Raw genomic sequence first — 24,726 nt, forward strand, 5'->3', positions numbered from 1 at the left:
TTAAAATAGTCATAAATAACAGTGAATTGTCGCCATTTAAACGAATATAGCTGCAATATTAACGATATACTTTGTTCGCCCAGCGAGTTAGCCCCGCGGTAACACTACCAAAGTGATCACCGACAACAATGGAGGTATGTTCAAATTGTTGCTGTAAAAATTGATTAATAACAGGAGACTTTGCTGTTCCACCAGTTACAAAAACTACATCGGGTTGTACGCCAGCCTGTGCTATTGCATCGGTCATTAACTTTGATATGGCTTTTAATTCACGCTGGCAGGCGCTAGCAAAGTCAGTTCTATCAATTGCTATTTCTAAGCTATCGTCAATATCAGGTAGTTCAATTGTGTGCTTATGCTGCTCTGATAGTGAAATTTTACTTTGCTCAGCAGCATTAACAATGCCGTAGCTTAGTTTTTGTTGTTGCACCGTTAAGAGACGCTTGACGAGCTCTGGCTGTTCAGCATCACGTAGTAATTGCTCGAGAAAACGGCCATTTTCCGCACTGTAAAACTCAGTTTGTTCATTAATATTGTTAATTGCTACTGCTTGCCAGTAACTATTTGACGGCATAGGCTTGCCAGTTTTCAGGCGTGAATTTAAACCAAAGCTTGGCATTATGCCTTTGAGTGCGGCAGCAATGTCGAAATCATTTCCACCAACGCGTTCACCGCTATGACTCAATAAATCTTGTTGACGGTTTGTATGTTTTGCTTGCTCTGGACCCATTAATAGCATTGAGCAATCGGTTGTACCGCCACCAATATCAACAACCAACACTTTAGTTTCTTGCACAAGTGAAGCTTCATATTCAAAACCTGCAGCGACAGGCTCAAATTGAAATTCAACATCTTTAAAGCCCACGCGTTTTGCTGCTTTTGTTAAAACGCTAATAGCTTGCTGATTGCTTTCTTCGCCTTTCAGCCCTTGAAAATTTATCGGCCTACCTATCACCGTTTGGCTGACACTTCGCCCGAGTGCTTTTTCGGTTAACGTTTTTACATTACTCATCATTGCGGCAACAATGTCTTCAAATAAGTCTATTTGTTGCGGTAATAAGCCACTTGCACCAAGAAATGATTTCGGCGATTTAATGTAATAGCCTTCCTCAGGTTCTTCTAAGTAATTGTTTAAAGCTTGCTGTCCGAAAGATAGCTCAGTTGGATAGCCATCTAAAGTGAGTTCCCTTAAAGCATTTTGTCCTTTTTGTAACTGTAATTGACGCTGTTGCTGAAAGTTTTTTTGCTCATCTAAGGTCAAGTGTTTGTGCAACCAACTTGTGATGATATCTCTGCTTGGTGCATACAAGGTAGAAGAGATATATCGGCCATGATCGCCTAACGATAAAAGTTTAGGGTTATTGTTTTGCATTACACCAACAGCACAGTTTGAAGTGCCGTAATCAAATCCGATCATGGTAGAGTCCAAGCTAAAAAAGGCCGCGTAGAATACTGAGTTATCGAGCGCTACGCAAGACCTTTTAGGCGACTTACTTGATTTACTGAACAATCTGCAACGACAAAAATAAAAACAGAAATTAAATAACTTAAGGAACAAACAATGCGCTTTTCGCAAAAAAAACTCACTTCACTTGCTAGTATATGGCTATTACTTTCAATGCCTTTTATAAGTGCGAACGTTACCGCAGCAGAATCCATTGCAAGTTATGCTGAAAAGACTAAGAAAAATATGGAAAAAATGCAGAAAAAAAGAACGACCTGGACTGAAGAAGATAGAGCAATAATGAAGGCAGCAAGTGATAAACTAGCTAATGAACTTCCAAATCCAGGTCTAAAAGCAGGTAACAAAGCACCAAACTTTAGTTTGAAAAATGCATTTGGCAATAATATCGAGCTTAGCCAAGAACTTGAGAAAGGACCTGTGGTTTTAGTGTTTTATCGTGGTGCTTGGTGTCCGTATTGCAATGTACATTTACATGCGTTGAAAAAAGCTTTACCAGAGTTTGAAAAGTTTGGCGCACAAGTTATTGCAATTTCGCCGCAGTCGCCAGATAAGTCCGCTGAGCAAGTGAAGAAGGATGGTTTTCCATTTCAAGTACTCAGTGATAGCAATGCCACAGTAATGAAAGATTATAAGCTCTATTTTGAATTACCGAGTGATTTAATGAGGGTTTACAAAGAACACGGTTTAGATATAGAAGAATTTAACGGTGAAGGGCGTAATGGCTTACCAACACCAGGCGCTTTTATTATTGATAAAGCAGGCGTAATTCGTACCATGCAAGCTGAGGTTGATTATAAGTCACGTATGGCACCAGAAGATATTATAAAAGCATTAGCGCAGTTGTAGTTTTGTTGCCGACAAGGCTATTTTAGGAAATGAATGACTTGTTATTATTAAAGGTTATTGATATCAAGTCTCTTGCCTAATGCTTGCGTTAGATGTAGCTATGGCGACATTAAAAGATGTCGCCATGAAAAATGCTAGGCTTGGGTCCAATCATGAATTTCATCTTGAAATAACTGCTGTATTTCCTCAATATCACCGCGGCTATGATCTAACGCATGAACAAATTCAAATTCAATTTTATTTGCCGACATTCGATATAATTCTTCGAAAGCTTGGTTATTACTCCATGCTTTTTTATAGGGGCGATTACTGGTCAAGGCATCGAAAATATCAGCTACAGCGACAATTTTTGCTTCAATTGGAATTTCTTTACCGGTTAAGCCATGCGGGTAACCACCACCATCAATTTGCTCGTGATGATAGCAAACGATATTTTTTAACACCTCAATAAAAGGCATGTTATGTAATTGATAAATGTTAACCAGTTTTTCAACTAACTCACTGCCTTTTGTGGTGTGCAGTTTCATGTGTTTAAACTCATCAATACTTAGCTTACTTGATTTTAATAATATAGCGTCAGGAATCATCAATTTACCCAAATCATGTAAAGGCGCATATAAAAATAGGTGTTCGATAAACTCGTCAGATAATTGATATTTTGTCGCAATTTTCCTAGCGATGAGTAATGAATAGTAGGCCATACGCTTTAAGTGTTCGCCGGTTTCCGGATCACGGTATTGGCTGATTAACTTCATTGATTCTATGGTTGATTTCAGAATATTTATATCACTTAAATCTTGCTGTAACACTAATGCCACCATAACCGCAATGTAACCTAAGTTTTCCGTTAACTCGTCACATAAAGCATTTTTTTTATGAGAATTCACAAAGAAAAATCCAAGTAGCTTATTATCGTAAAATAGCGGCATGGTAAAACTAGAAAGATAGCCCGCCATTTCTACTTGTTGAGTATGAGCTTTTTTATTGTTTGAGAAAACCGACATATCATTGACAATACGAGCGGTTTTATTTTGTGCTATTTGAAATAAAGATTGGCACTTTGAAAAACTAACTTCGTAATTTGAAAATTGGCTGTCATGATCTTCATCTAATACATAGGTTTGTAAGGTGTTACGTTCTTCATGATAGATAACAACCGAGATACGGTCGATGACTTGATATTTCAGATTAAGTTGTTGACGAATATGTTTAATCTTATCGGCAATAGCGATACGTTTACTTAAAAATGTGAAGTCTTGTGCAATATTCAAGACGATTCCTCTAAATTCAATATGCACTGGGCGTTTACTATGGATAAACGGTTACATATCGATAAGTCATAAAAAAGATTTAACTTAACTAACATTAAGCTATTTCCATTATATTATTGTGGGTTTATCTGTATAGGGAAGGGCAGTCAAAAACTTGATCTAGATCAATGTTCTTAACTGGCAAATTGTACCAAAGTGCTACATTTGTAAATTGAGTGTTACTGTTATCTCGCAGGGGTTGTTGTTTCTAGTTTACAAATACTAGGAAAATTAATCGTTAATTATTTTCCTAGTATTTAGCAGGTTTACACAGCCATAGAAAGTTAGCCGGAAGGCATAGCAAGAATGGTTTTAATATCAATACTCTCTTGGTATTGCACCAAGGTTTTTTCACACTTCATGCGCGCCAATACAGCCATGCGGTCTGAAAGCTCGTTACCTTCAATGTTGGCGTGGCCTTTTACATGACTAATAATTAAATTGCTCTTTAAGCTTTGGTAAAGTGCAAAACATTGCTTAATGATTTCAAGGTTTTTAATCTCTTCACCTTTGCCGCGAGTCCAGCCCTTCGCTTGCCAGCCTTTTGCCCACTTGGTAATACAATCGATTGAGTATTTTGAGTCTGATAATACTTGTACTGTCTTTCCTTGTTTAATGTGCACTTGCGCATATCTAAAGGCAGCCAACATACCATTGAGTTCAGCGGTATTATTAGTCCCCATGGGAAGATACAAGCCGTACCAAAGTTCTATTAACTTTTGTTTTTGGTATATCGCCATCCCAGTTCCGGATTTACCGGGATTTGGTGAACATGCACCGTCACAATAAATATTAATATCAGCATCTTGCTTAACTGCTGAAGGTGCGTTGGCAGCTTTTACGTATGCCGCAGATGCGGTTGGTTTAGCACCGCCACTTTTGCTCATTGAACGCTTAGTTAGCGCTTTGGTGTATGTTGATTGAAATGCAAGCTCCGCTTCAGCTTTGGAAGGGAAACCCATAAACTGTGCATCAGCTCGACCCTGAGTATGGCACTTAACATCATTCCAATTGTCAAAAACACCCGTTTTTGCGCCTTTCCATACCACGTAATATTTTTTACTCATAACTTTCTAATCGTAACCCTGTTTTGTTGCTATTTTGTTTGCTTATTATTTTTTATTGACCAAATCACTAAAACAATACCGGCGATAAAAAATGGGATGCTAAGCATTTGCCCTGCAGTTAGTGCGATATCAGCAGTGTAAGCCGCTTGTTTCTCTTTCAACATTTCAATTAAATAACGAGCGGTAAAAATTAGGATTAAGAAAACACCCAGAATTGAACCTTGTGGCGTTCTTTCTTTTTTCTGTTTATAAAATATAACTAAAACAATAAATATCGTTAAATAAGCAAAAGCTTCATATAATTGTGAAGGGTGGCGAGCAATGTTGTCGATACGGGAAAATACAACAGCCCACGGTACATCGCTGGCGGTGCCTAAAATCTCTGAGTTGACAAAATTAGCACTACGAACAAAGAAGCCAAAAAGGGCTGTACATATGGCTAAGCGGTCAAGTAGCCACATAAAATTCATATTATTTTTTCTACTGTAAATACCTGCAGCAATAATTGCACCTAAACCACCGCCATGACTGGCAAGGCCGCCTTCCCAAATAGCAAGGATTTTCATCGGATTAGCAAAATAGTAACTCGGATCATAGAAGAAGCAATGACCTAAACGAGCACCAACTACAACACCGATAACGATATAAATAAGTAGATTGTCTAGTGCGACTAAATCTTGTTTTTCAGTTTGAAATATCCACTTCATTACTTGCAAGCCGGACAGAATTGCCGTTGCAAATAAAACGCCGTACCAGTGAATTGTTAGCGGTCCAATTGAGAAAAATACGGGATCCAAATCCCAAACTAAATGTTGCAAAGCATAGCCCTTATCTTGCGTGTATTAATTATTATCGATTTAAATTGTTGCGAAAGCGTGAACATTCTATCAAGCAACTTGTTGCTGTGGTGAATTAATTTGTGCCAAGACATTAATGAATGCAATAAGTTGCTCGAGTTTGAGTAGAACCTGCCAATATAGTTCAACGTGCTTATCGGTTATTACTCTATATTTATCTGTGTATCAGAAAGCTTCTTCAAAATAAGCCGATATCGAGAATAGTTTTATGAAAGAGATGGGGATAAAAGGGAATGATTGTAAACGAAGTCACTTATTAAATTATTCATTGTTAATAAAATAAGCCACCTGTAATAGCGTGGCTTTAATATTTTTAACTTAAAATGTTAACTAATTAAGAGCTTTAAACCGAATTGCTGCACCACCACTGGTTGCTAGTGCGAGGGTAAGTTTATCGGATGATGTAACCATTTTATTTTCGATAGTTAAATCATAGGGGTTATTAACCCATTCCGCATTTTCACCATCACGATAAATTTGCGCTTGATATTGTTTACCTTGCTCAAGGAAGTCTAGTTTTAACGTGATTTCGCGAGCGCTTTCATCGGTTAACGCACCAACAAACCAATCGTTACCATCGCGTTCCTGACGAGCAAATGCAACATAGTCACCAACTTCGCCAGCAATGGCAATACTTTCATGCCAATCGGTAGGAACATCTTTTATAAATTGAAATGCGGGTAAGTTTGCTTGATAGTTCTTCGGTAAATCTGCTGCCATTTGAATAGGGCTATAGAGCACAACATAAAGTGCGAGTTGTTTGGCCAGCGTTGTTTGCGGGCGGTTACTGTCGCTACCTAAGCCATTAAAACTCATATTGAAAATACCTGGTGTAAAGTCCATTGGACCTGCAAGCATGCGAGTAAAAGGTAATATTGCCGTATGTTCTGGCGGGTTTGGTGGTGTGCCCCACGCATTAAATTCTTGGCCACGAGCACCTTCTCGAGCAATCCAATTTGGGTAAGTTCTACGCAGTCCTGTCGCTTTTATTGGTTCATGGGTATTGATGCTAATTTTATGTTTGGCTGCCTCAGTGATACTGTGCAGATATTCGTTAACCATAAATTGGCCGTCATGCCATTCTTTTTTAACAATACCGTTTTCGTCGATGCGCTTTATATTACCACCGTCAGCAACATAGCCTGTTTTTACTTGGCTTACTCCATGCTTTTGATAAAGAGCGTAGGCTTCAGACATTTGGTTGCGGTAATTGGTAACACTGCCGGACGTTTCATGGTGACCAACTAAGCGGACGCCTTTTTTAGCGCCATATTGACTTACTTTGGCGATGTCAAAATCATCATAAGGTTTAGCGAAATTAAATACATCGCCATTGTTGAACCATTCGCCATCCCAACCAATATTCCAACCTTCGACTAAAACACCTGAAAAGCCATGTTCAGCGGCAAAATCCATATAACGCATAGTTTCATTTGTTGTTGCACCGTGCTTTTCGCCACTGCCCCAAGTGTTTTCATTAATATGCATTCCCCACCAAATACCGACGTATTTGCCTGGTTCAACCCATGAAACATCACCTAACTTGTTTGGTTCATTTAAATTGAGTATTAAGTCTGAGTTTAATAAGCCGACAGCGTCTTTACTGATTTGGATGGTTCGCCAAGGTGATTTAAAGTTAGTTTCAGTTTTTACTAAGCTACCATCTGACCAAGGTGTTAAATCAGCTTTTAGTGTACCTGGACGTTTTTGATTAATGGTCATAGCTGCATAATCTACGAGCGCTGCTTCATGGATACTGACATGAGTGCCCGATGGTAGTTTAAAGGTAAACGGCGTATGCGCTCTATCAACACTTTCAACATTGGTGGTGTTATAGATGTATTCATAACGATTCCAACCACGAGCAGGGATCCACCAAGCTGTTGATTCCTTAGCATTAGCTAATGAGAACTCAGTTAACTCATTAGTAATTTCTACTTGTGCTAAGCCTTTTTGTTCAGGCACTTCATAGCGAAACCCTATGCCGTCGTTGAATGCGCGAAACCGCACTTTATATTGATTAGCACTATCTCTGTCTGCGGTAAAAGTTAGCAGCAACTCATTGTGATTATCGACGACATTTTTACGTTCTCCCCATGGCAGTTGCCAAGTAGAGTCTACTTTAGCTTTATTGATTGAAGTTATTTTAAAACCTTCACTAAAACCATGAGCGTTTTTAAATAACATACCTAATGCTGACGATAAAATCACCGGTTCGCTATCAAACATAACTTGGTAATTGGGCTGGTTGTCATCATTAACGCTGATGGATATTTTATTATCAGGAGAGCTAACCGTAACTGTTTTTGCCATTATTTCCATGTGTGAAAATAGGCTGATAAATAGTGTAGACAAAGGGAGTATGATTTTTTTCATTATTGCTCTTGTTGCCGAATAGTTGTTGTTCAAGCATAAAGTGCTGATAACGAAAATACATTAAGTTGCATACGTATTCACGTGACTGGTTAACCATTTGTTTCTTTTAATACTTAGCAAAGAGATAAATGTTTTTAATTTTTAAAGCTAAATAGCTTGTTATGCTCCGCTTTGCTACTGTTCATTAGCTGATAAATCTAACCATAACTCCCGGCGCGTTAACGGTGTTTTTGCGGAGATAAGAGGATTGTTTAGTTTAAATATATGCCGTTGTTGGCTTTGTAACGCTTTTACCGTACTGCCAAAGTGTTCATTAAATAACTGGTCAAAGCGACCGTCCTTTAATGCTAGCTCCAAACCAGTTTTAATTTTTTCTGCTAAAGCAACTTTATGCTTAGCAACATAAAAATAAACTGCTTTCGGATACCAAATTAATGCATATTTATCTTTGACAATATTAAGGTGTTGGTGTCGCTCAAGATCAGCGTCAATTTCTAATACTGAGCGAGGAAAGTAGTCGGCGCGCTTCTTATCTAGCATTTGATATAAGCCTTCTACATCGGAGCCTTTAATCAAGTTGATGTTGTTATAGCTTAAAATTTCACTGTCTGACCAGGTGTGAAACTGCAACGCAGAAAGGGCTTTAAGCTGGTATAAATGTTTAATATTTTTTAAAAGGGACTCATTATCTTTATTAACAAGTGCAATGCGCCATCCGTATAAGCCTTTCATGATAGGGAAACGAATAGGGCGAGCTAATTTTTCTCTTTCAATGGTTGCTCCACCAATAAGTACGTCTATACCATTGTTATTGTTAAGTTCATTAAATGCCCGCATTTTAGGCATATCTTGGCCAAATGGAGCTAGTTTTATCTCGGCCTTTGTATCATAACTTAATGCCAACCTAAGTAATTTTATTGGGTAATCATTCCTTTCTTTGCCGACATATGTCACTACTTGAGTGCTAGCATTTTCTTCAGCATTTTCTTCAGCATGTACTGAATACATACAAATGCTAATAGTAAGCAGTAGTAAAGCGATAGCAATGTTGTAGAAGAAAACTTGGATAAATGAAAACCTTCAATTTACATGACAATATTGAGTAATAAATATTGTTAAAAATCCATAGCTAATGCAAGTTTTATTGGAAATTATTGCTTCTTTTCTTTATCAATCAATTGATTGTCGCACCTCTTCTAATTTAAGGCGGAAATTTACTAGTAAAAATAACTCAGTATTTCATTGTGTAGATAACAGTAAATAGCAATATCTGCTAACTGGTTGCGATGGCTTGATGAACGGTAATACCGACAAGTATCGTAAAGATAATAACAATAATCACACATTTAATGCCTGAAATATTGGCAGCTAGGGTGAAATTTATGAAATCATTTTTAAAAGCAATAATTGCAATAGCGGCGATAACCTCAATGCAAGCAACAGCGGCTAAACCGCAACTCGATGTTGATTTAACCGTTAACAATAGTGGTAGTGGTGATGTCAATGCAACTTTAACTATTACTAACAATGGCAATGGCCAACAAAAGCTTCTAGGTTGGTATACAGACTTAGATGAAGAACACATTTTTGAGGTCAAGCGTGATGGCGTAGAAGTGGCATTTTATGGACCTCATTATAAGCGTCATGCACCGGTTGAAAAAGATTTCATTAAATTGAAGTCTGGAGAGTCATTAACGAAAACGTATGAATTAAGTGGTTTATACGACATGAGCGAAGCGGGTAGCTACGAAATTAGTTACGATGTTAAGTCATTGCACTTATATAGTAATAAAGGTCAGCAGAAAAAAGCTCAGCGCTTAATGTCAGCACCAGTGACACTTTGGATTGATGGTATCGCTGCTAAAGGTACAGCAAATAAAGGTAAGCCAGGCAGTGGTGGCTCAGCTGATTGTATTGATGGTACTTGTTTTACTGGTCGCTGTTCTAATAGTCAAAAAACCGAAATTATAAGTGCATTAGATGCTGCAGACCAAATCACAAATAACTCTGTTGCATACTTAAATTCGCATTCAGCTAATAATACTTCTGCTCGCTATGATACTTGGTTTGGAGCAGCAACGTCTTCACGCTATAACACGGCCGTAGCTAATTTTAACGCAATTGATGACGCCATTGACAATAAACCACTAGAGTTTGATTGTAGCTGCAAAAAGTCTTACTTTGCTTATGTTTACCCAACACAACCATACAAAGTTTACCTTTGCAGAGCATTCTGGAATGCTAGTGAATTTGGTACGGACTCTCGCGCTGGCACAATAGTACATGAACTAAGTCATTTTAACGCTATTGCAGGTACCGATGATGTGGTTTATGGCCAGTCAGGCGCGCAAAGCTTAGCAAATTCAGACCCAGATCAAGCATTAAACAATGCTGATAGCCATGAATATTTTGCTGAGAACACACCTAATCAGAATTAACCCAGTGCTTGCTATACAAGAAATTAAAATCTGTTAAAAAGTAAAAAGCCGAACCAAGTAATTTGAGTTTGGCTTTTTTATTACTTACCTTATAGATAAAAATTTAATTTAAAAAATGAAAAATTCATGTGATGTTTTCGAAAAAGAGTGCTTTACTTAAGTGGTAAAAGGAATTTACGAGTAGTCATTACCCACGGAAAATAGTTAATTAAGGTGTAGAAAGAATTGAGTTATCCAAAACACTCTAACTTTTTTGTAGGCGTATTGATTATGTTGTTAGTTAGCTGTAGCAAGGAGCACAGAGCTATGGAAGGATTTATGCCGACCGAATCTAATCACATTATTACAGAATTAGAACAACCTTCATTAAGCTGTAAACTTAATATTCGCGCTGAGCAAAATATCGTTGATGGTATATTTATTGATTTTATACTATTAAATCAGAGTAGTAGTGATCTGTCTGTTTTAACTTGGTACACGCCTTTAGAAGGCTTTTTATCAGATTTGTTTGTGATAACTGACCCGAGTGGCGAAAAAATTTCTTATCAGGGCCCGATGGTTAAGCGTGCTAAGCCAACGTCTTTAGATTATCAGTTAATTAGAGCAAAAGGGAATGTGGCAACTATGCTTGACTTGAGTTTAGTGTATAGCTTGATTCCTGGTGACTATAAACTGCAATTAAATAAAAAAACCTTTCAAGTAATTGAAAACGATATGCCTGTTAGTGTTTATCAATGTCAAACTGATACCTTAAATTTTAGTGTTCAGTAAAAATTTACAATTTATTTTTGTTAAATTTCTGCATACGTATTCAATTGGTTAATTATTGTAATCAAATGTACAGGTTTTCTTTTGGGAATGTTTTTCCAATTTCCGTCTAGGCCTTGCACACTCTAGGTGAATAAAAAAAATAAAGTTAAAGCAAATATATTGTGTCACTTTTTCCCAAAAAGAAGCGATATTTGAATACGTATGCACACTCTGTGCTTACAAAAACTAGCCTTCTATATTTAATCAGCTATGAAACTTATAGTCATGAATTAATAAAAGCAAAAAATAAAATTCAAGGATGATATAGAGGGAAACCAATTATGTTTAAATCCAAGCCCAATAAGCTCACATTGGCAATGCTTTCTTGTGGATTATTAACATTGTCAGGGGCTAGTTATGCTCAACAAGTTGATGAAAAAGAAAAAAGTGAAGCTGATAAAGAAATTGAAGTAATAGAAGTAACAGGCTTTCGCCGTTCACTGATTGATTCTATCAATCAAAAGCGTTTCGCCGATACCGTATCAGAACAAATTACTGCTGATGACTTAGGAGCATTGCCTGATGTTTCAATGGCTGATGCATTAACTCGTCTGCCAGGTATTTCTGCTGTTCGAACTGGCGGTCAAGCCGCTGAAATAAATATCCGCGGTATGTCGGGTGGATTTATTTCAACCACTTTGAATGGTCGAGAACAAGTATCGACCAGTGGGCAGCGTAGTGTTGAATTTGATCAGTATCCGTCTGAACTTATTTCAAATGCAGCCGTTTATAAGTCGCCAAAGGTATCAATGATAGAGGGGGGGGTTGCAGGTTCGGTTGAAATGGCTACTGCAAATCCGCTAAAAAATGATGACGCGCACAAGTTTACGGTAAATGCCCGTGGTATGTATAACGATCTAGCTAGTGATATTCCAGATGCGACTTCAAGTGGTCATCGCTTTAGTGTTTCATACCAAGGTAAATTTATGGATGATACTGTCGGTGTAGCTTTAGGTTATGCTCGCTTATTTCAGCCTAGTGCTACGCAACAGTTTATCGGTCTAGCGTATGATAAATCAAGAGATGTAGATAATATCGAAGGTGATACTGGTGGCACAGTTGCTTGTCCAGAATGTGAATTTATAAGTGAAGGTTTTGAATTACAGCATAAAGGTGGTGAGGAAACTCGTAATGGTTATGTGACAACTATCGAATGGCAACCAACAGATAATTTCAACTTAAAGTTCGATGGCTTTTATTCAAAGTTTGATTCCGAAGAGTTTGCGAGAGGGTATCGAGTTAAGTTTGATGGTAGCCAAGCGGCTATTAGTAACCCTATTTACCACGAAAATTCAATTATTGGCGGTACTTTCAATAGGACATCTAACAGTGCAACTCGTATTGAAGTCGTCAATGACGATAATACCGATCATGATAGAGTGAAGAGTTTAGGATTAAATGCTGATTGGAATATCACTGAACGTTTGAGTCTTAATATTGATCTTTCTTACTCGTCGGCAGAAAGTAACTTTAGAAACGGTTTAATTTGGTCATTGGTTTCCACTGATGCAAATGCAGAAACACCAGAATTCGATAATAACGTTTCTATAAGTTATGGGTTAAATGGCTTGAACTTACCAAATGTTGGCTTTAACCAAGCTGATGCGTTAACAGACCTAAATAGAGTTATGGTGACTAAATACGGAATTTATCCGTATGAGAATAAAGATGAAGTGAGTGCAGTTCGATTTGATTTTACCTATGAGCTTGATAATGAATATATAGCTTCTATCGAATTTGGTGCCCGTTATTCTGAACGTGAATATGAAAATAAACGTTCAGTATTCGAATATGGTAGCGATAGCAGCTTTAACTCTCCAGAGGCACCTTTAAATATAACGTCTGATATGGCAACTGTGGTGAATTGGACAGGAGATTTTTCATATTTTCCTAGCTATTTAGCATTAGATCAAGACGCCGTACTTAATGCATGGTTCCCAAATGGAGTTCCTCAACCCGTGCAAACGTGGGGCTTTTCTGGCGAAGCTGTCAATGGTGAAAATCCATATCTAAATAATTATGATTGGACTTTAAAAGAAAGTGGTACTGTCTTTGAAGATATAGTTGCAGCTTATATTATGGCGAATATTGATACCGAAATAGCAGGTATACCAGTCACTGGTAATATTGGTGTTCGAGTTATTGATACTAAGCAAGCGGCAACATCGTTACAAGACGTTGGTGGTGATATTGGATTAGGCGCGCAGTACATTACTGATGAAGTAGGCTTAGTGAATGATAGGTACTTTCCAACGAAAATAAGTAATAGTTATACCGATTACTTACCACAAATGAACTTGAACTTTAAATTAACGGATAGCGACCAAATTCGTTTTGCTGCCGCTAAAGTTATGAGCCGGCCAAATATTGATCGATTAGCATCAAATAGTAGTACAAATTTGACGCGAATTTCGACTGAAACTGAAACCTACTTTGAAATTAGTGGGCAAGCTAAAAATAGCCCACATTTGAAGCCGTTTTATGCCAATCAATATGATTTATCTTATGAAAAGTACTTTGAAGAAGGAGATGGCTCACTTATAGCTGCGATTTTCTACAAAGATATTGAGTCAACCGGTATTGTTACACAAACGATTAGTGAGTATGACTTTGCCGCCAATGGCTTAGCCGTGCCTGATAGAATGGTAGACCCGATTAGTGGCGTACCTTTAGAGATTAGAAATGGCTCATTTGAAACCGCATTTAATGATGATAAAGGCGGTTATATTCGTGGTATTGAGTTTACTTATACACAAATATTTTCATTCTTACCTGATTTTTGGTCTGGTTTAGGGCTACAGGCGAGTTATTCATACACTGAAAGTGAAATTCAGCAAATATCTAAATTAGGTCAGCAAGACTTACCTATATCACTACCGGGTTTATCAGAAAATGTATTTCAAACCACTTTGTTTTGGGAGTATGAAGGTTTTGAAACCCGCGCTAGTATTCGTTATCGCGATGAATTTGTGTCTGAGCAAGTTGCCGTAGAAGCACAAACTGTAAATTACGATGGCGAAACTATTATAGATTATCAAGCTTCTTACCAAATTAATGACAATTTAAATGCTGTATTTCAAATCAATAACCTCACTGATGAACCAACTAAAAGTTATTTTGGTGTGAAAGCACAAACCGGAACTATTCAATATTTTGGTCGTCAGTTCTTTTTGGGTATGACTTATTCGTTATAAGTGCCTAACTATTGGAGTAAAATTTATGTTTAATAAAAACTCAATGTTACGGCTAATTGCTATAACATTTATATCTCTTATTCTGTCTGCCTGTGGTGGTTCAGATACAACAAAAGCAGGTACAACGTTACTAACCTGTGATGTGCCTATGGTGCCAGACGCAGCGGGGACAACGTGTGTTGCACCAGAGCCAATTCAATGTCCTGTGCCAACAGTGCCAGATGCGCTGAATGAAAGCTGTGTTGTTGGTGTTGATCCAGATGCGCCCGCCCCAGAATTTTTTCCAAACGAAACCCAAGCTGTACTTTACTATAATCGTGCTGATGGCGAATATGATGAATACAAGCTACACAACTGGAATGATGTGACTTGTAATGCTTACGCAGATGATTCTTTAGCGCCAAGTTGGGATAATGGCTTGGTGCATACCGCCGTTGACCCTAACTATGGTGCTTACTGGGTTGTTAATTTAGTCGACGACTTTAATGAATGTGGCAATTTTATCATTCATAAAGGTACTGATGATGCTGGCAAGGAGTTTGGCGGTGGTGATTGGAAAATGCCACTTAAACAAGAAGACGATACCTACCAGCGAATGAATTTTACCTTTTCAGGCGTCGCATCTATTTTTGAATATCCTATTGTTTCATTGGGTGAACAGCCATTACAAATTGCAGATTATGCTGGTCATTGGATTGAAGCGAATACCCTCGTATGGAATGTTGGTGATGAGGTTACAGAGGTTCGACTTCATCATTCGACGAACGCAGGAATTGAAGCTGATGAGAATGATAATGTTGGTGGTACCGCTCTAACTTTGTCTGAAATAGATCTAACTGATGAGCAAAAAGCTAATGCACCACAAGTCAATTTATGGCGTGCTTTCTCAGGCGATTGGTCGGTTGCAGACGCTAAAGTGATATTAAAAAATCAACAAGTTCTGGTTGGTTACAATAGTGAAGGTAAAGCAGTTGCAGCTACCTATGTGCAAACTGCAAAAGCACTTGATGATATATACACTAAAGGTGATACCGATGCTGATGAAGCTACACTGGGTGTAATGTATGATGCTGAAAATATAAGTGTAGCTGTTTGGGCACCAACAGCGCAAAGTATTGCGCTAAAAGTATATGATGCCGATAAAAAAGAAACTGCTAGTCATGCCATGACTGAAGACACCAACACTGGTGTTTGGTCGTATCAAGGTAATGCTAGCTTAGATCGTCAGTTTTATCAGTTCGAATTATCAGTTTATCATTATCAAAGTAAGCAACAAGAAACGCTACTTACTTCTGATCCATATTCTGTTGGGCTTTCTACGAATGGCGATTATTCCCAGTTTGTAAATTTAACTGATGATGATTTGATGCCAGATGGCTGGCTAGAACAAAATGTTGTCGCTGCTGGAAATTATGAAGATGCGGTTATCTATGAAGGTCATATTCGCGATTTTAGTGCGCTTGATGAAAGCACTGACGCAGCAAAAAGAGGAAAATACTTAGCCTTTACAGAAACTAATTCTCTACCTGTGCAACATTTACAAAAACTGGCAGATAATGGTTTAAGTTACTTTCATATACTACCAGCAAATGATATTGCTTCTATTAACGAAGATCCTGAGTCTATTGTTGATTTAGATAATACAGTTGCTGAGCTTTGTGCACTTAAAAGTGACGCACCCGTTTGTGGCGTTGAAAGTGCGGATAGTTCATTACGCTCAGTATTTGAAAGCTACAATAGTTATTCTAATGACGCTGCTGAATTAATGAATGTATTACGTGAAGTGGATAGCTTTAACTGGGGCTATGATCCTCAACATTTTAATGTTCCTGATGGCATTTACGCTTCGAATGCAGATGGTGTAGCTCGCATTACTGAAATGCGAGCTATGATTAAAGCATTGCATGATTTAGGCTTACGTGTTGTGTTAGATGTAGTATACAACCACACCAGCTCTGCAGGAATGTCGGAAAATTCGGTTTTAGACATGGTAGTACCTGGTTATTACCACAGCAGAAATACGGTAACTGGTGCTATTATTCAATCAACTTGTTGTAATGATACCGCACTTGAACACCGTATGATGGATAAAGTGATGGTGGACTCTCTAAAAGTTTGGACCCAACATTATAACTTTGACGGTTTCCGCTTTGATATTATGAGTCATGGTTCGAAAGAACAGATGCTTGCTGCTAGAGATACAATTCAAGAGATTGACAGTGATACGCATTTTTATGGTGAAGGTTGGACCCGTGATGATCGTGGTTTTGAACAAGCGAATCAATTTAATATGGCGGGTAGTGAAATTGGTACCTTTAATGACCGGTTGCGAGATGGCATTAGAAAAGGGAAGTTCTTTAGTAATGATGCCAATGATAACGATGCATTTAAGCAACAAGATATTATTAAACTTGGCCTAGCTGGTTCACTTGCAGATTACGTGTTGAAAAGTGCCAATGGCACCAGCAGCCTAGGTAGTGCCTTTTCACCAAATATGTATGCTAAAGATCCTGCTGATGTCGTCAATTATATTTCAAAACATGATAATGAAACCTTATGGGATCAACTACAGTTTGTACTTTCCCCGTCAATGGATATGCAATCACGAGTTCGAACTCAGAATGTTTCGCATTCAATAGTTTTACTTTCTCAAGGTATTCCATTTTTACAAATGGGCGGTGACTTTTTACGCTCTAAGTCGTTAGATCGCAATACCTATGATGCCGGTGATTGGTATAACTTTGTTGATTTTACCTTTGACAATAATAATTGGAATAAAGGTTTGCCGCTTGATAAAGGAGGTAAAAGTGATGAAGACTTATTGCGCTTCGCACTAAATGCTGACAGCAACGTTGGAGCCAGTGATATTTCATTTGCTTCAAGTGTTTTTAATGAGTTTTTGAAAATTCGTACTACCAGCCCGTTATTTAGCTTAACAACAGCACAAGATATTATTGATCGTGTTGGCTTCCATAATATTGGCAAAGGTCAAACTCAAGGCTTAATTGTGATGAGTATTGATGATGGCAGTGATTTAGAAGACTTAGATCCTGCTAATGATGCTATTGTTGTTGCCGTTAATGGTTCAAATAATGAACTTTCGCATACTATTCCTACTGCTGAAGGCTTTAACTTGCATAGTGTACAAGCTGGCTCTGTTGATAGCATTGTTTCAGGTGCCAGTTTTAGTCAAGGTGAAGGTGAGGGCACATTTACTGTACCTGCCTTAACAACGGCAGTATTTGTTAAAACACAAGGAGAACAACAAGGTAGCGGTTTATCAGCTATTGCCACGGCGGGAGCGCCTGATGTTGTGCCTTATGGAGACACAGCTGTTTATGTTCGTGGCGGCATGAACGGTTGGGGAGAGGTAGATAGCTTTACTTATCTTGGTGATGGAATCTACCAAGTTGCTATTGAGCTTGAAGCGAACGACTATGAATTTAAAGTAGCGTCAGGTGACTGGTCGACAGTTAACCTAGGCGCACCTGAATCAAGTAATATTGTAGAAGAAGGTGTAGATTTCACATTATCCAAAGATGGTGGCAATTTAGCGCTATCTATCATTAATGCTTCTACCTACATGTTTACACTTGATGCATCAAATATCGATGCTCCTGTTCTTACGGTTAAAAATGAAGAGCCTTTTGTTGGTACAACGGTTTATATTCGTGGTGATATGAATAGTTGGGGTGAAACAAACCCGCTAACATACATTGGTGGTGGTAAGTACTCGGCAACCTTTGCCGTAGAGGCCAATACATTTAGCTTTAAAGTAGCCTCAGCTGATTGGTCAACTGTTAATATGGGAGCTCCAGCTAACGATACTGAAGTGTTGTTAACAGAAGAGCAATTATTGTTGTCAGGTAGTAATGATAATTTAATGATGACATTTGATACTGAGCAAGAATATACCTTTATTTTTGATGCTTCAGATTTGGAAGCGCCAACATTATCCGTTTTTAAATCCGAAATGTTTGCTGATACAAGTGTATTTATACGTGGTGAGATGAATAATTGGGGAGAAGTTGATGAAGTCATTTATCAAGGAAACGCGAGTTACTCTGTTGAGATCGATTTAGATGCAGAGAGTTACGGGTTTAAGGTTGCCTCTGGTGATTGGTCTACCTTCAATTTGGGGGCTGGTGATGATGGGAATGTGGCAAATTTAAATCAACCACTAACTTTATCGCAGGGCTCAAATGACAATTTAACTTTTACTGCTGATGAAGCTGCTACTTATATCTTTATGGTTACTGGACCTGATCCGAGTGCACCAAGGATTACTATATCGAAGAAGTAAATGAATAATAAATAGGAATGATTTTGCTATAATTATTATTCTCTTAAGAACGCTCTAGCTTGCTAGGGCGTTTTTTTATTACTGCCTAATAGCATAACGTTCGAAATAGCACGTTACCAATTTAGTTTACATACGTATTCAGTGTTCTGAAATGAACCTTAATAGTTTTAGATTTATAGAAATGAGTAACCATGTGTAAATAATTGTAATTTGAGCAAAGTAAGTTTTATATAGTAAATAAATTGGTTTCTTATTTATTGTATTTAAAGGAATAAATTATTTATCAGCGATAATTTTTGTTGTGATTTTGGTTATATTAAAACAAGATTAGCTATTACTTTATATAGGTGAATAGCTATCGTTGAGATAGACAGCTATCCAGCTCAGTACCGAAGTGCATGATGAATACGTATGCAAGTGGTATTCATTGTTTCTTGCTCACACTATATTAGGAATGACTGCAAATATTGCAGAAAATACAAATTAGTTACATCAGCGTAGGAACGCTGAAAAATAATTAAAAGCAAGGATGTATAGGGGAGTTCACCAATGTTAAGTTTTAAACCAAGTCGAGTTACCTTGGCTTTGCTATCAAGCGGCTTTATGGCACTAAGTATACCCGCTCTAGCTGAAGAAGCAGCAGATACAAAAGCGAAAGAAAAAGAAGTTGAAGTTATAACAGTTACCGGTATACGTGGTAGTTTGCAGCGTGCTCAAGCTATTAAAATGAGCTCTAATTCGATTGTTGAAGTACTGTCGGCAGAAGATATTGGTAAGCTTCCTGATACAAGTATTGCAGAATCATTATCCCGCCTACCAGGTGTTACGGGTGAAAGACGAAATGGCCGAACTAGCGGTTTGTCAGTGCGTGGTTTTAATGAAAACTATGTCGGTACTTCTCTTAACGGTCGTGAATTATTAGGTATGGGTGACAACCGTGGTGTTGAATATGACTTATACCCAACGGAAATTGTTTCTAATGTTGTGGTATATAAAACGCCAGAAGCAGGTTTAGTTTCACAAGGTATCGGTGGCACTGTTGACTTACAAACTGTGAGTCCTTTGAATTCAGATCCAGTGATGGCATTTAATGTTAACTTTGAGCAGAATGAGAAGGATTCTGCAAACCCTGATTACGATAACGATGGTCATCGTTTTTCATTCAACTATGTTGATAAATTCATGGATGACACATTAGGTCTTGCTTTAGTGTTTTCATCGTTAGAAACACCACGTCAAGAAGAAAACTTTCGAGCGTGGGGATACGCAGATAGCGCTAGCGGTAATAAGATTCTAGGTGGACACGATTCGTTTGTTCGTTCCGCATTACTTGAGCGTGATTCAATTGCAGCGATTGTTGAATATGCGCCAACTGATGCGTTAAAAATTCAATTTGATGCCTTATATATCGATTTTAATGAAAACGATGTACGTCGAGGACTTGAAGAAGGTGGCCCTGTGTGGGGTGGTGCTAATTATACCGAAACTAATGTTGAAGATGGTTTAGTAACTTCTGGTTATTGGGATGGCTTTCACTCTGTCGTACGTAATGATGCTCGTACGCAAGATTCTGAATTAACAACCTTTGGTTTAAATGTAGAATATGCGTTAAGTGATGATTGGACTGTTGAGTTAGATGTTTCTACTGGGTCAGTGGAAAAATCTATTATTGATGTGGAAAGCTATTCTGGTGTTGGTCGTGCTGGTGTGGATGGCCGTCCTGCTGCAGCTCGTGCTTGGCAGATGACTTCAACGGGGGTTATGTATAGCGCTCACCCGACATTACCTGGTGTTGACTATACTGATGAAAGTTTAATGCGCTTAGCTGGTCCGCAAGCATGGGGTGCACCTATTATTGGTAGTGATGCACAAGATGGCTTCATAAACCGTCCAGAATTTGAAGAAGACTTAGATAGCGTTCGTTTACAAGTAGAAGGTTTACTAGAGTATGGTATTGTTTCAGGTATTGAAGCAGGTGTTTTATACTCAGATCGTACTAAAGAAAAAATTAATGAAGGTGATTATTTAACCGCGCCAGAATACCCTAATGATGGGCCAATACCTAATGTGCTAGGTGTTGCCAATCTAGATTTTATCGGCATCAATGGCGTTTTAGCTTACGATAGTATTGGCTTATACAACAGCGGCTACTATACTGCAACAGCTGCATCATTAGTACAAACTGATCGTTTAGGTGATACCTATACCGTTGAAGAAGAGCAATTATCTGCATATGTAAAAGTAAATTTAGAAGCTGAATTTGGTGATGTATTGATGAGTGGTAATATTGGCTTACAAGCTGTCAATATCGATCAAAAATCATCAGGCTACTCGGTGGTCGATAACGCTAGTGGTCGTGTTGATGCCACAGCTGTTACTGGTGGCGATTCTTACACTGATATTCTTCCAACATTAAATTTAAGTTTCGAAGTTGCAGAAAATCAGTTTATTCGTACGTCAATGGGCAAGGTATTAAGTCGTCCACGTATGGATGATATGAAGCCGAATAATCGCGTAACTTTTGCCTTTAATGATCAACAAATAGGTAGTTCAGATATTGAAAATAGCCCATGGTCAGGAAATGCAGGGAATCCGACACTTAAGCCTCTAGAAGCAAATCAATTCGATTTATCCTACGAGAATTATTTCGCTGATGATGGCTATTTTGCAGCTACCTTCTTCTATAAAGATTTGAAAAACTGGCATAGAAGTGGCAATGCTATCGCCGACTTTTCAAATGTGTATATTGATGGTTATCACCAGTCACAAGGTTGTTACACCAATGGTGTAATTTCACCTGATAATCTAGTTGATAATGATGCTAGTTGTGCTAACGGTGGCGAACATTTAGCCCCTGCAAGTTTCAATGGTTTCGTCGACTCAACTGATGATGGTTTAGAAGGTTTCGTTAGAGGGTATGAATTTCAAGCTAGTATGCCATTTAGGTTAGTACACGAAAATTTAGATGGTTTTGGTATTGCCGTTAGTGCGACTTTTCTTGATGGTGAGCTAGAAGATGGTGGTCGAGTACCTGGTCTTTCAGAGGAAAGCTATTCATTAACCGCCTATTATGAATATAAGGGCTTTGAGTTCCGTATTGCAGGTACTAAACGTGATGAATTCTTAACAGAAACTCGTGGTCTAAGCCTTGCGTTGGATGAAACTGAAGATCTTGGTTCAGAAATTTGGGATGCACAAATTAGCTATGACTTTAAAGAGTCAGGTATAGCGTCACTAGAAGGCTTACGTATTACTTTGCAAGCGCAAAACATAACGGATGAAGATACGTTGCAAGCTGAAGCGGCGGATTCGCGTCAAATTAAGTCGTACCAATCATTCGGTGCTAACTACTCTTTAGGGATTAACTACAAGTTTTAATCATCGAAAGAGTTTAATTAGAAGTTTGTAACTTTAAAACCTGCTAGGCTTCTAGCAGGTTTTATTATTTATACAGTTATTAAACTTCCATCCAGATCTGAAGAAAGAGTATTACAAATGACTAGTAGCATTAAAAAAGTTGTTGTTTTAGGAGGTGGTACGGCAGGTTGGATGTCGGCTGCATTAGTTAAAAAATTAATGGGAACAAGTATTGAAGTTGAATTAGTCGAATCTGACGATATTGCCAGTATAGGGGTCGGCGAAGCGACAATCCCACCAATTCGCCTATTCAACAGTGCTCTGGGAATTAATGAAGCAGAGTTTTTGCGAGAAACTAAGGCAACGATTAAGCTCGGTATAAAATTTGAACATTGGAAGAATACCAAAGAAAGTTATTTTCATACCTTTGGCGCAGCAGGTAAAAGTTCACCATTTTGTCATTTTCATCATTATTTAAAACGTGCACAAGATGCTGGTTTAGAAAATCATTTATGGGATTATGACCTGAATTACTTATGTGCTTCACAAGGTAAGTTTGCACAAATTAAATCTAAAGAGCCTATTATTGATATCCCGTATGCATTTCATTTTGATGCTGGCTTATATGCACAATTTTTAAGGCGATTTAGTGAAAGAATTGGTGTAACACGTACTGAGGGTATAGTTGCTAGTGTGAAGCAATGCGATAGCTCAGGTGATGTAATAAAGCTAGTTCTTGAAAATGGTGAAGAAATTACTGGCGATTTATTTATTGATTGCTCAGGTTTTCGTGGCTTACTTATTCAGCAAACACTTAATACTGGTTATGAGAACTGGGGGCACTGGTTACCTTGTGATCGAGCGGTTGCCGTTCCTTCGAAAAGGTTTGATGAAACATTGCCATATACACGATCAATTGCTCATCCAGGCGGCTGGCAGTGGCGAATACCTTTACAACACCGAAATGGTAATGGCTTAGTTTATAGCAGTAATCATTATTCTGATGAGCAAGCTAAAGCCTTATTATTAGCTAATATTGAATCAGAACCTTTAGCTGAGCCTAAAGTAATTAAATTCACTACGGGACGCCGGCGTAAGCAGTGGCATAAAAATGTTATTGCCATTGGCTTATCGAGTGGTTTTTTAGAACCATTGGAATCTACGAGTATTCACTTAATTCAGTCTGCAATTGTTCGCCTTATTCATATGTTCCCACAAAATGGTATCAGTGAGGCACAAGTTGATGAATACAACAGACAATCAAAAGTAGAATTTGAACAAATTCGAGATTTTATTATTTTACATTATCATGTGAATCAAAGAGGTGATAGCCAGTTGTGGCGTGACTTAAGGGCAATGGAAATCCCAGAGTCATTGAAAAATAAAATTAAACTATTTAAAGAGAGTGGCAAAATTTTTCGTGAACAAAACGATTTGTTTAATGAAGGTTCGTGGTTACAAGTTATGTTAGGGCAAGGTATTGAACCAGAAGATTATCATCCAATGGCAAATGAAATGCCTCTGGAGCAACTTAATTTAATGTTGGAAAAGATTAGAAAGATTAAGCTTGAACCTTTGTCTAAGTTACCTAGTCATGATGAATACTTACGTAATTTTTGCCGCTTGTAATTGTATAACAACCTTAAGTTATGATTAGTGTAAATTAAGTATGAAAAGTTATTTGTGGTTGCTATTTTTTTGAACTTTCAGCCACTATCTAGTTTGAAAGAGGAATTACAATGCAAAAAAAATTAATAGGTAATTCAGGTATAGAGTCTTCTCGCTTTATATACGGCTGTATGCGAATAGCTGGTGATAATTCTGAAAATGATAGACAAAAAGGCAAACAAGCAATTATGACTGCGTTTGACGCAGGCTATAACCATTTTGATCATGCTGATATATATGGTGGTGGGGCGTGTGAAAGTCTTTTCGGTGAAATATTGACAGAAAAGCCTGAATTACGTGAGCAAATCATTCTGACATCTAAGGCGGGAATTCGCCCTAGAAATGCCGATATTGACCCATATGCACCAACACGATATGACTTTAGTCGTGAATATATCCTAAAAAGTGTTGAAGGCTCATTGCAGCGCTTAAATACTGATTATTTGGATATGTTTTTATTACATCGTCCTGATTATTTATTTGATGTACGTGAAGTGGCGGAAACCTTTGCTTTATTAAAAGCTAGTGGCAAAGTAAAACATTTTGGCGTAAGTAACTTTAAGCCTTCTCAGGTTGAATTACTAAGGCCTGCATTGTCTATGCCGCTATTGGTGAATCAAGTGGAAATTAACATTCACAATATTGATACCTTAATTGATGGTACGTTAGATCAATGTCAGCAGCATAGTATTACGCCTATAGCATGGTGTCCTTTAGGTGGTGTAGCGTATTCAGCATGGGGTAATACATTTTCTGTTGCAGATGAACAACGAATTGAAAATGAGTTAGCTAAGCAAAGTGAGAAATATGATTGTGCGCCATGGCAAGTTATTCTTGCTTGGTTGCTAAAACACCCTGCGGGCATTTGTCCAATTGTTGGTTCAACAACGCCAGAGCGAATTGTTGCTGCTAAAAAAGCTTCAGAGCTAACTTACTCTCGCGAAGATTGGTATCGGTTACTTGAAGCGCGAAATGGCCAAGCGGTGCCATAAAATTTAAGTACTTATCGAATGCTTAGGAATAATTTTTTATCGA

General features: G+C 38.0%; 14 protein-coding genes. 8 read left to right on the top strand and 6 right to left on the bottom strand.

What is annotated here, in order from left to right:
• Positions 1–58: 58 nt before the first annotated feature.
• Positions 59–1,417, bottom strand: coding sequence for a molecular chaperone (yegD, locus tag AC27E9_RS09410; protein WP_487129510.1), 1,359 nt, complete (start codon positions 1,415–1,417; stop codon positions 59–61).
• Between the two features lie 144 nt (positions 1,418–1,561).
• On the opposite strand from yegD, the gene AC27E9_RS09415 reads away from it, so the two are divergent.
• Positions 1,562–2,311 carry a peroxiredoxin-like family protein gene (locus AC27E9_RS09415; RefSeq protein WP_487129512.1) on the top strand — a complete coding sequence of 250 codons (750 nt, stop codon included), beginning with the start codon at positions 1,562–1,564 and terminating at the stop codon, positions 2,309–2,311.
• 134 nt (positions 2,312–2,445) lie between these two features.
• Here AC27E9_RS09415 and AC27E9_RS09420 read toward each other — a convergent pair whose 3' ends face one another.
• From AC27E9_RS09420 to AC27E9_RS09440, 5 genes are all read right to left on the bottom strand, one after another.
• Positions 2,446–3,582 carry an HD domain-containing phosphohydrolase gene (locus AC27E9_RS09420; protein ID WP_487129514.1) on the bottom strand — a complete coding sequence of 379 codons (1,137 nt, stop codon included), beginning with the start codon at positions 3,580–3,582 and terminating at the stop codon, positions 2,446–2,448.
• A gap of 323 nt (positions 3,583–3,905) precedes the next feature.
• A complete protein-coding gene (locus AC27E9_RS09425) occupies positions 3,906–4,688 on the bottom strand; it encodes a ribonuclease H family protein (protein WP_487129516.1) in 783 nt (260 codons plus the stop codon).
• A gap of 29 nt (positions 4,689–4,717) precedes the next feature.
• Positions 4,718–5,506 carry a prolipoprotein diacylglyceryl transferase gene (lgt, locus tag AC27E9_RS09430; protein ID WP_487129517.1) on the bottom strand — a complete coding sequence of 263 codons (789 nt, stop codon included), beginning with the start codon at positions 5,504–5,506 and terminating at the stop codon, positions 4,718–4,720.
• Between the two features lie 369 nt (positions 5,507–5,875).
• Entirely contained in the window at positions 5,876–7,867 is a 1,992-nt protein-coding gene (locus AC27E9_RS09435) for a glycoside hydrolase family 97 protein (protein WP_487130046.1), read from the bottom strand.
• 228 nt (positions 7,868–8,095) lie between these two features.
• Positions 8,096–8,929 carry a substrate-binding periplasmic protein gene (locus tag AC27E9_RS09440; protein WP_487129518.1) on the bottom strand — a complete coding sequence of 278 codons (834 nt, stop codon included), beginning with the start codon at positions 8,927–8,929 and terminating at the stop codon, positions 8,096–8,098.
• Positions 8,930–9,303: 374 nt separating this feature from the next.
• Here AC27E9_RS09440 and AC27E9_RS09445 point away from each other — a divergent pair, with 374 nt between their 5' ends.
• The 7 genes from AC27E9_RS09445 (at position 9,304) to AC27E9_RS09475 (ending at position 24,683) form a co-directional block, all read left to right on the top strand.
• Entirely contained in the window at positions 9,304–10,359 is a 1,056-nt protein-coding gene (locus tag AC27E9_RS09445; protein WP_487129519.1) for a M35 family metalloendopeptidase, read from the top strand.
• Between the two features lie 306 nt (positions 10,360–10,665).
• Positions 10,666–11,130 carry a hypothetical protein gene (locus tag AC27E9_RS09450; RefSeq protein ID WP_487129521.1) on the top strand — a complete coding sequence of 155 codons (465 nt, stop codon included), beginning with the start codon at positions 10,666–10,668 and terminating at the stop codon, positions 11,128–11,130.
• Positions 11,131–11,450: 320 nt separating this feature from the next.
• Complete coding sequence (locus AC27E9_RS09455; protein WP_487129523.1) at positions 11,451–14,363, top strand: TonB-dependent receptor; 2,913 nt, start codon at positions 11,451–11,453, stop codon at positions 14,361–14,363.
• 25 nt (positions 14,364–14,388) lie between these two features.
• Positions 14,389–18,666, top strand: a complete 4,278-nt coding sequence (gene pulA, locus AC27E9_RS09460) for a pullulanase-type alpha-1,6-glucosidase (RefSeq protein ID WP_487129525.1) — start codon at positions 14,389–14,391, stop codon at positions 18,664–18,666.
• 549 nt (positions 18,667–19,215) lie between these two features.
• Positions 19,216–22,044: a TonB-dependent receptor gene (locus AC27E9_RS09465; protein WP_487129527.1), complete on the top strand. Its 2,829-nt coding sequence runs from the start codon at positions 19,216–19,218 to the stop codon at positions 22,042–22,044.
• A gap of 117 nt (positions 22,045–22,161) precedes the next feature.
• Positions 22,162–23,652: a tryptophan halogenase family protein gene (locus tag AC27E9_RS09470; protein WP_487129529.1), complete on the top strand. Its 1,491-nt coding sequence runs from the start codon at positions 22,162–22,164 to the stop codon at positions 23,650–23,652.
• A 110-nt stretch (positions 23,653–23,762) separates the two neighbouring features.
• Positions 23,763–24,683: an aldo/keto reductase gene (locus AC27E9_RS09475; protein WP_487129531.1), complete on the top strand. Its 921-nt coding sequence runs from the start codon at positions 23,763–23,765 to the stop codon at positions 24,681–24,683.
• Positions 24,684–24,726: the final 43 nt, after the last annotated feature.

The organism is Colwellia meonggei, from assembly GCF_057537295.1.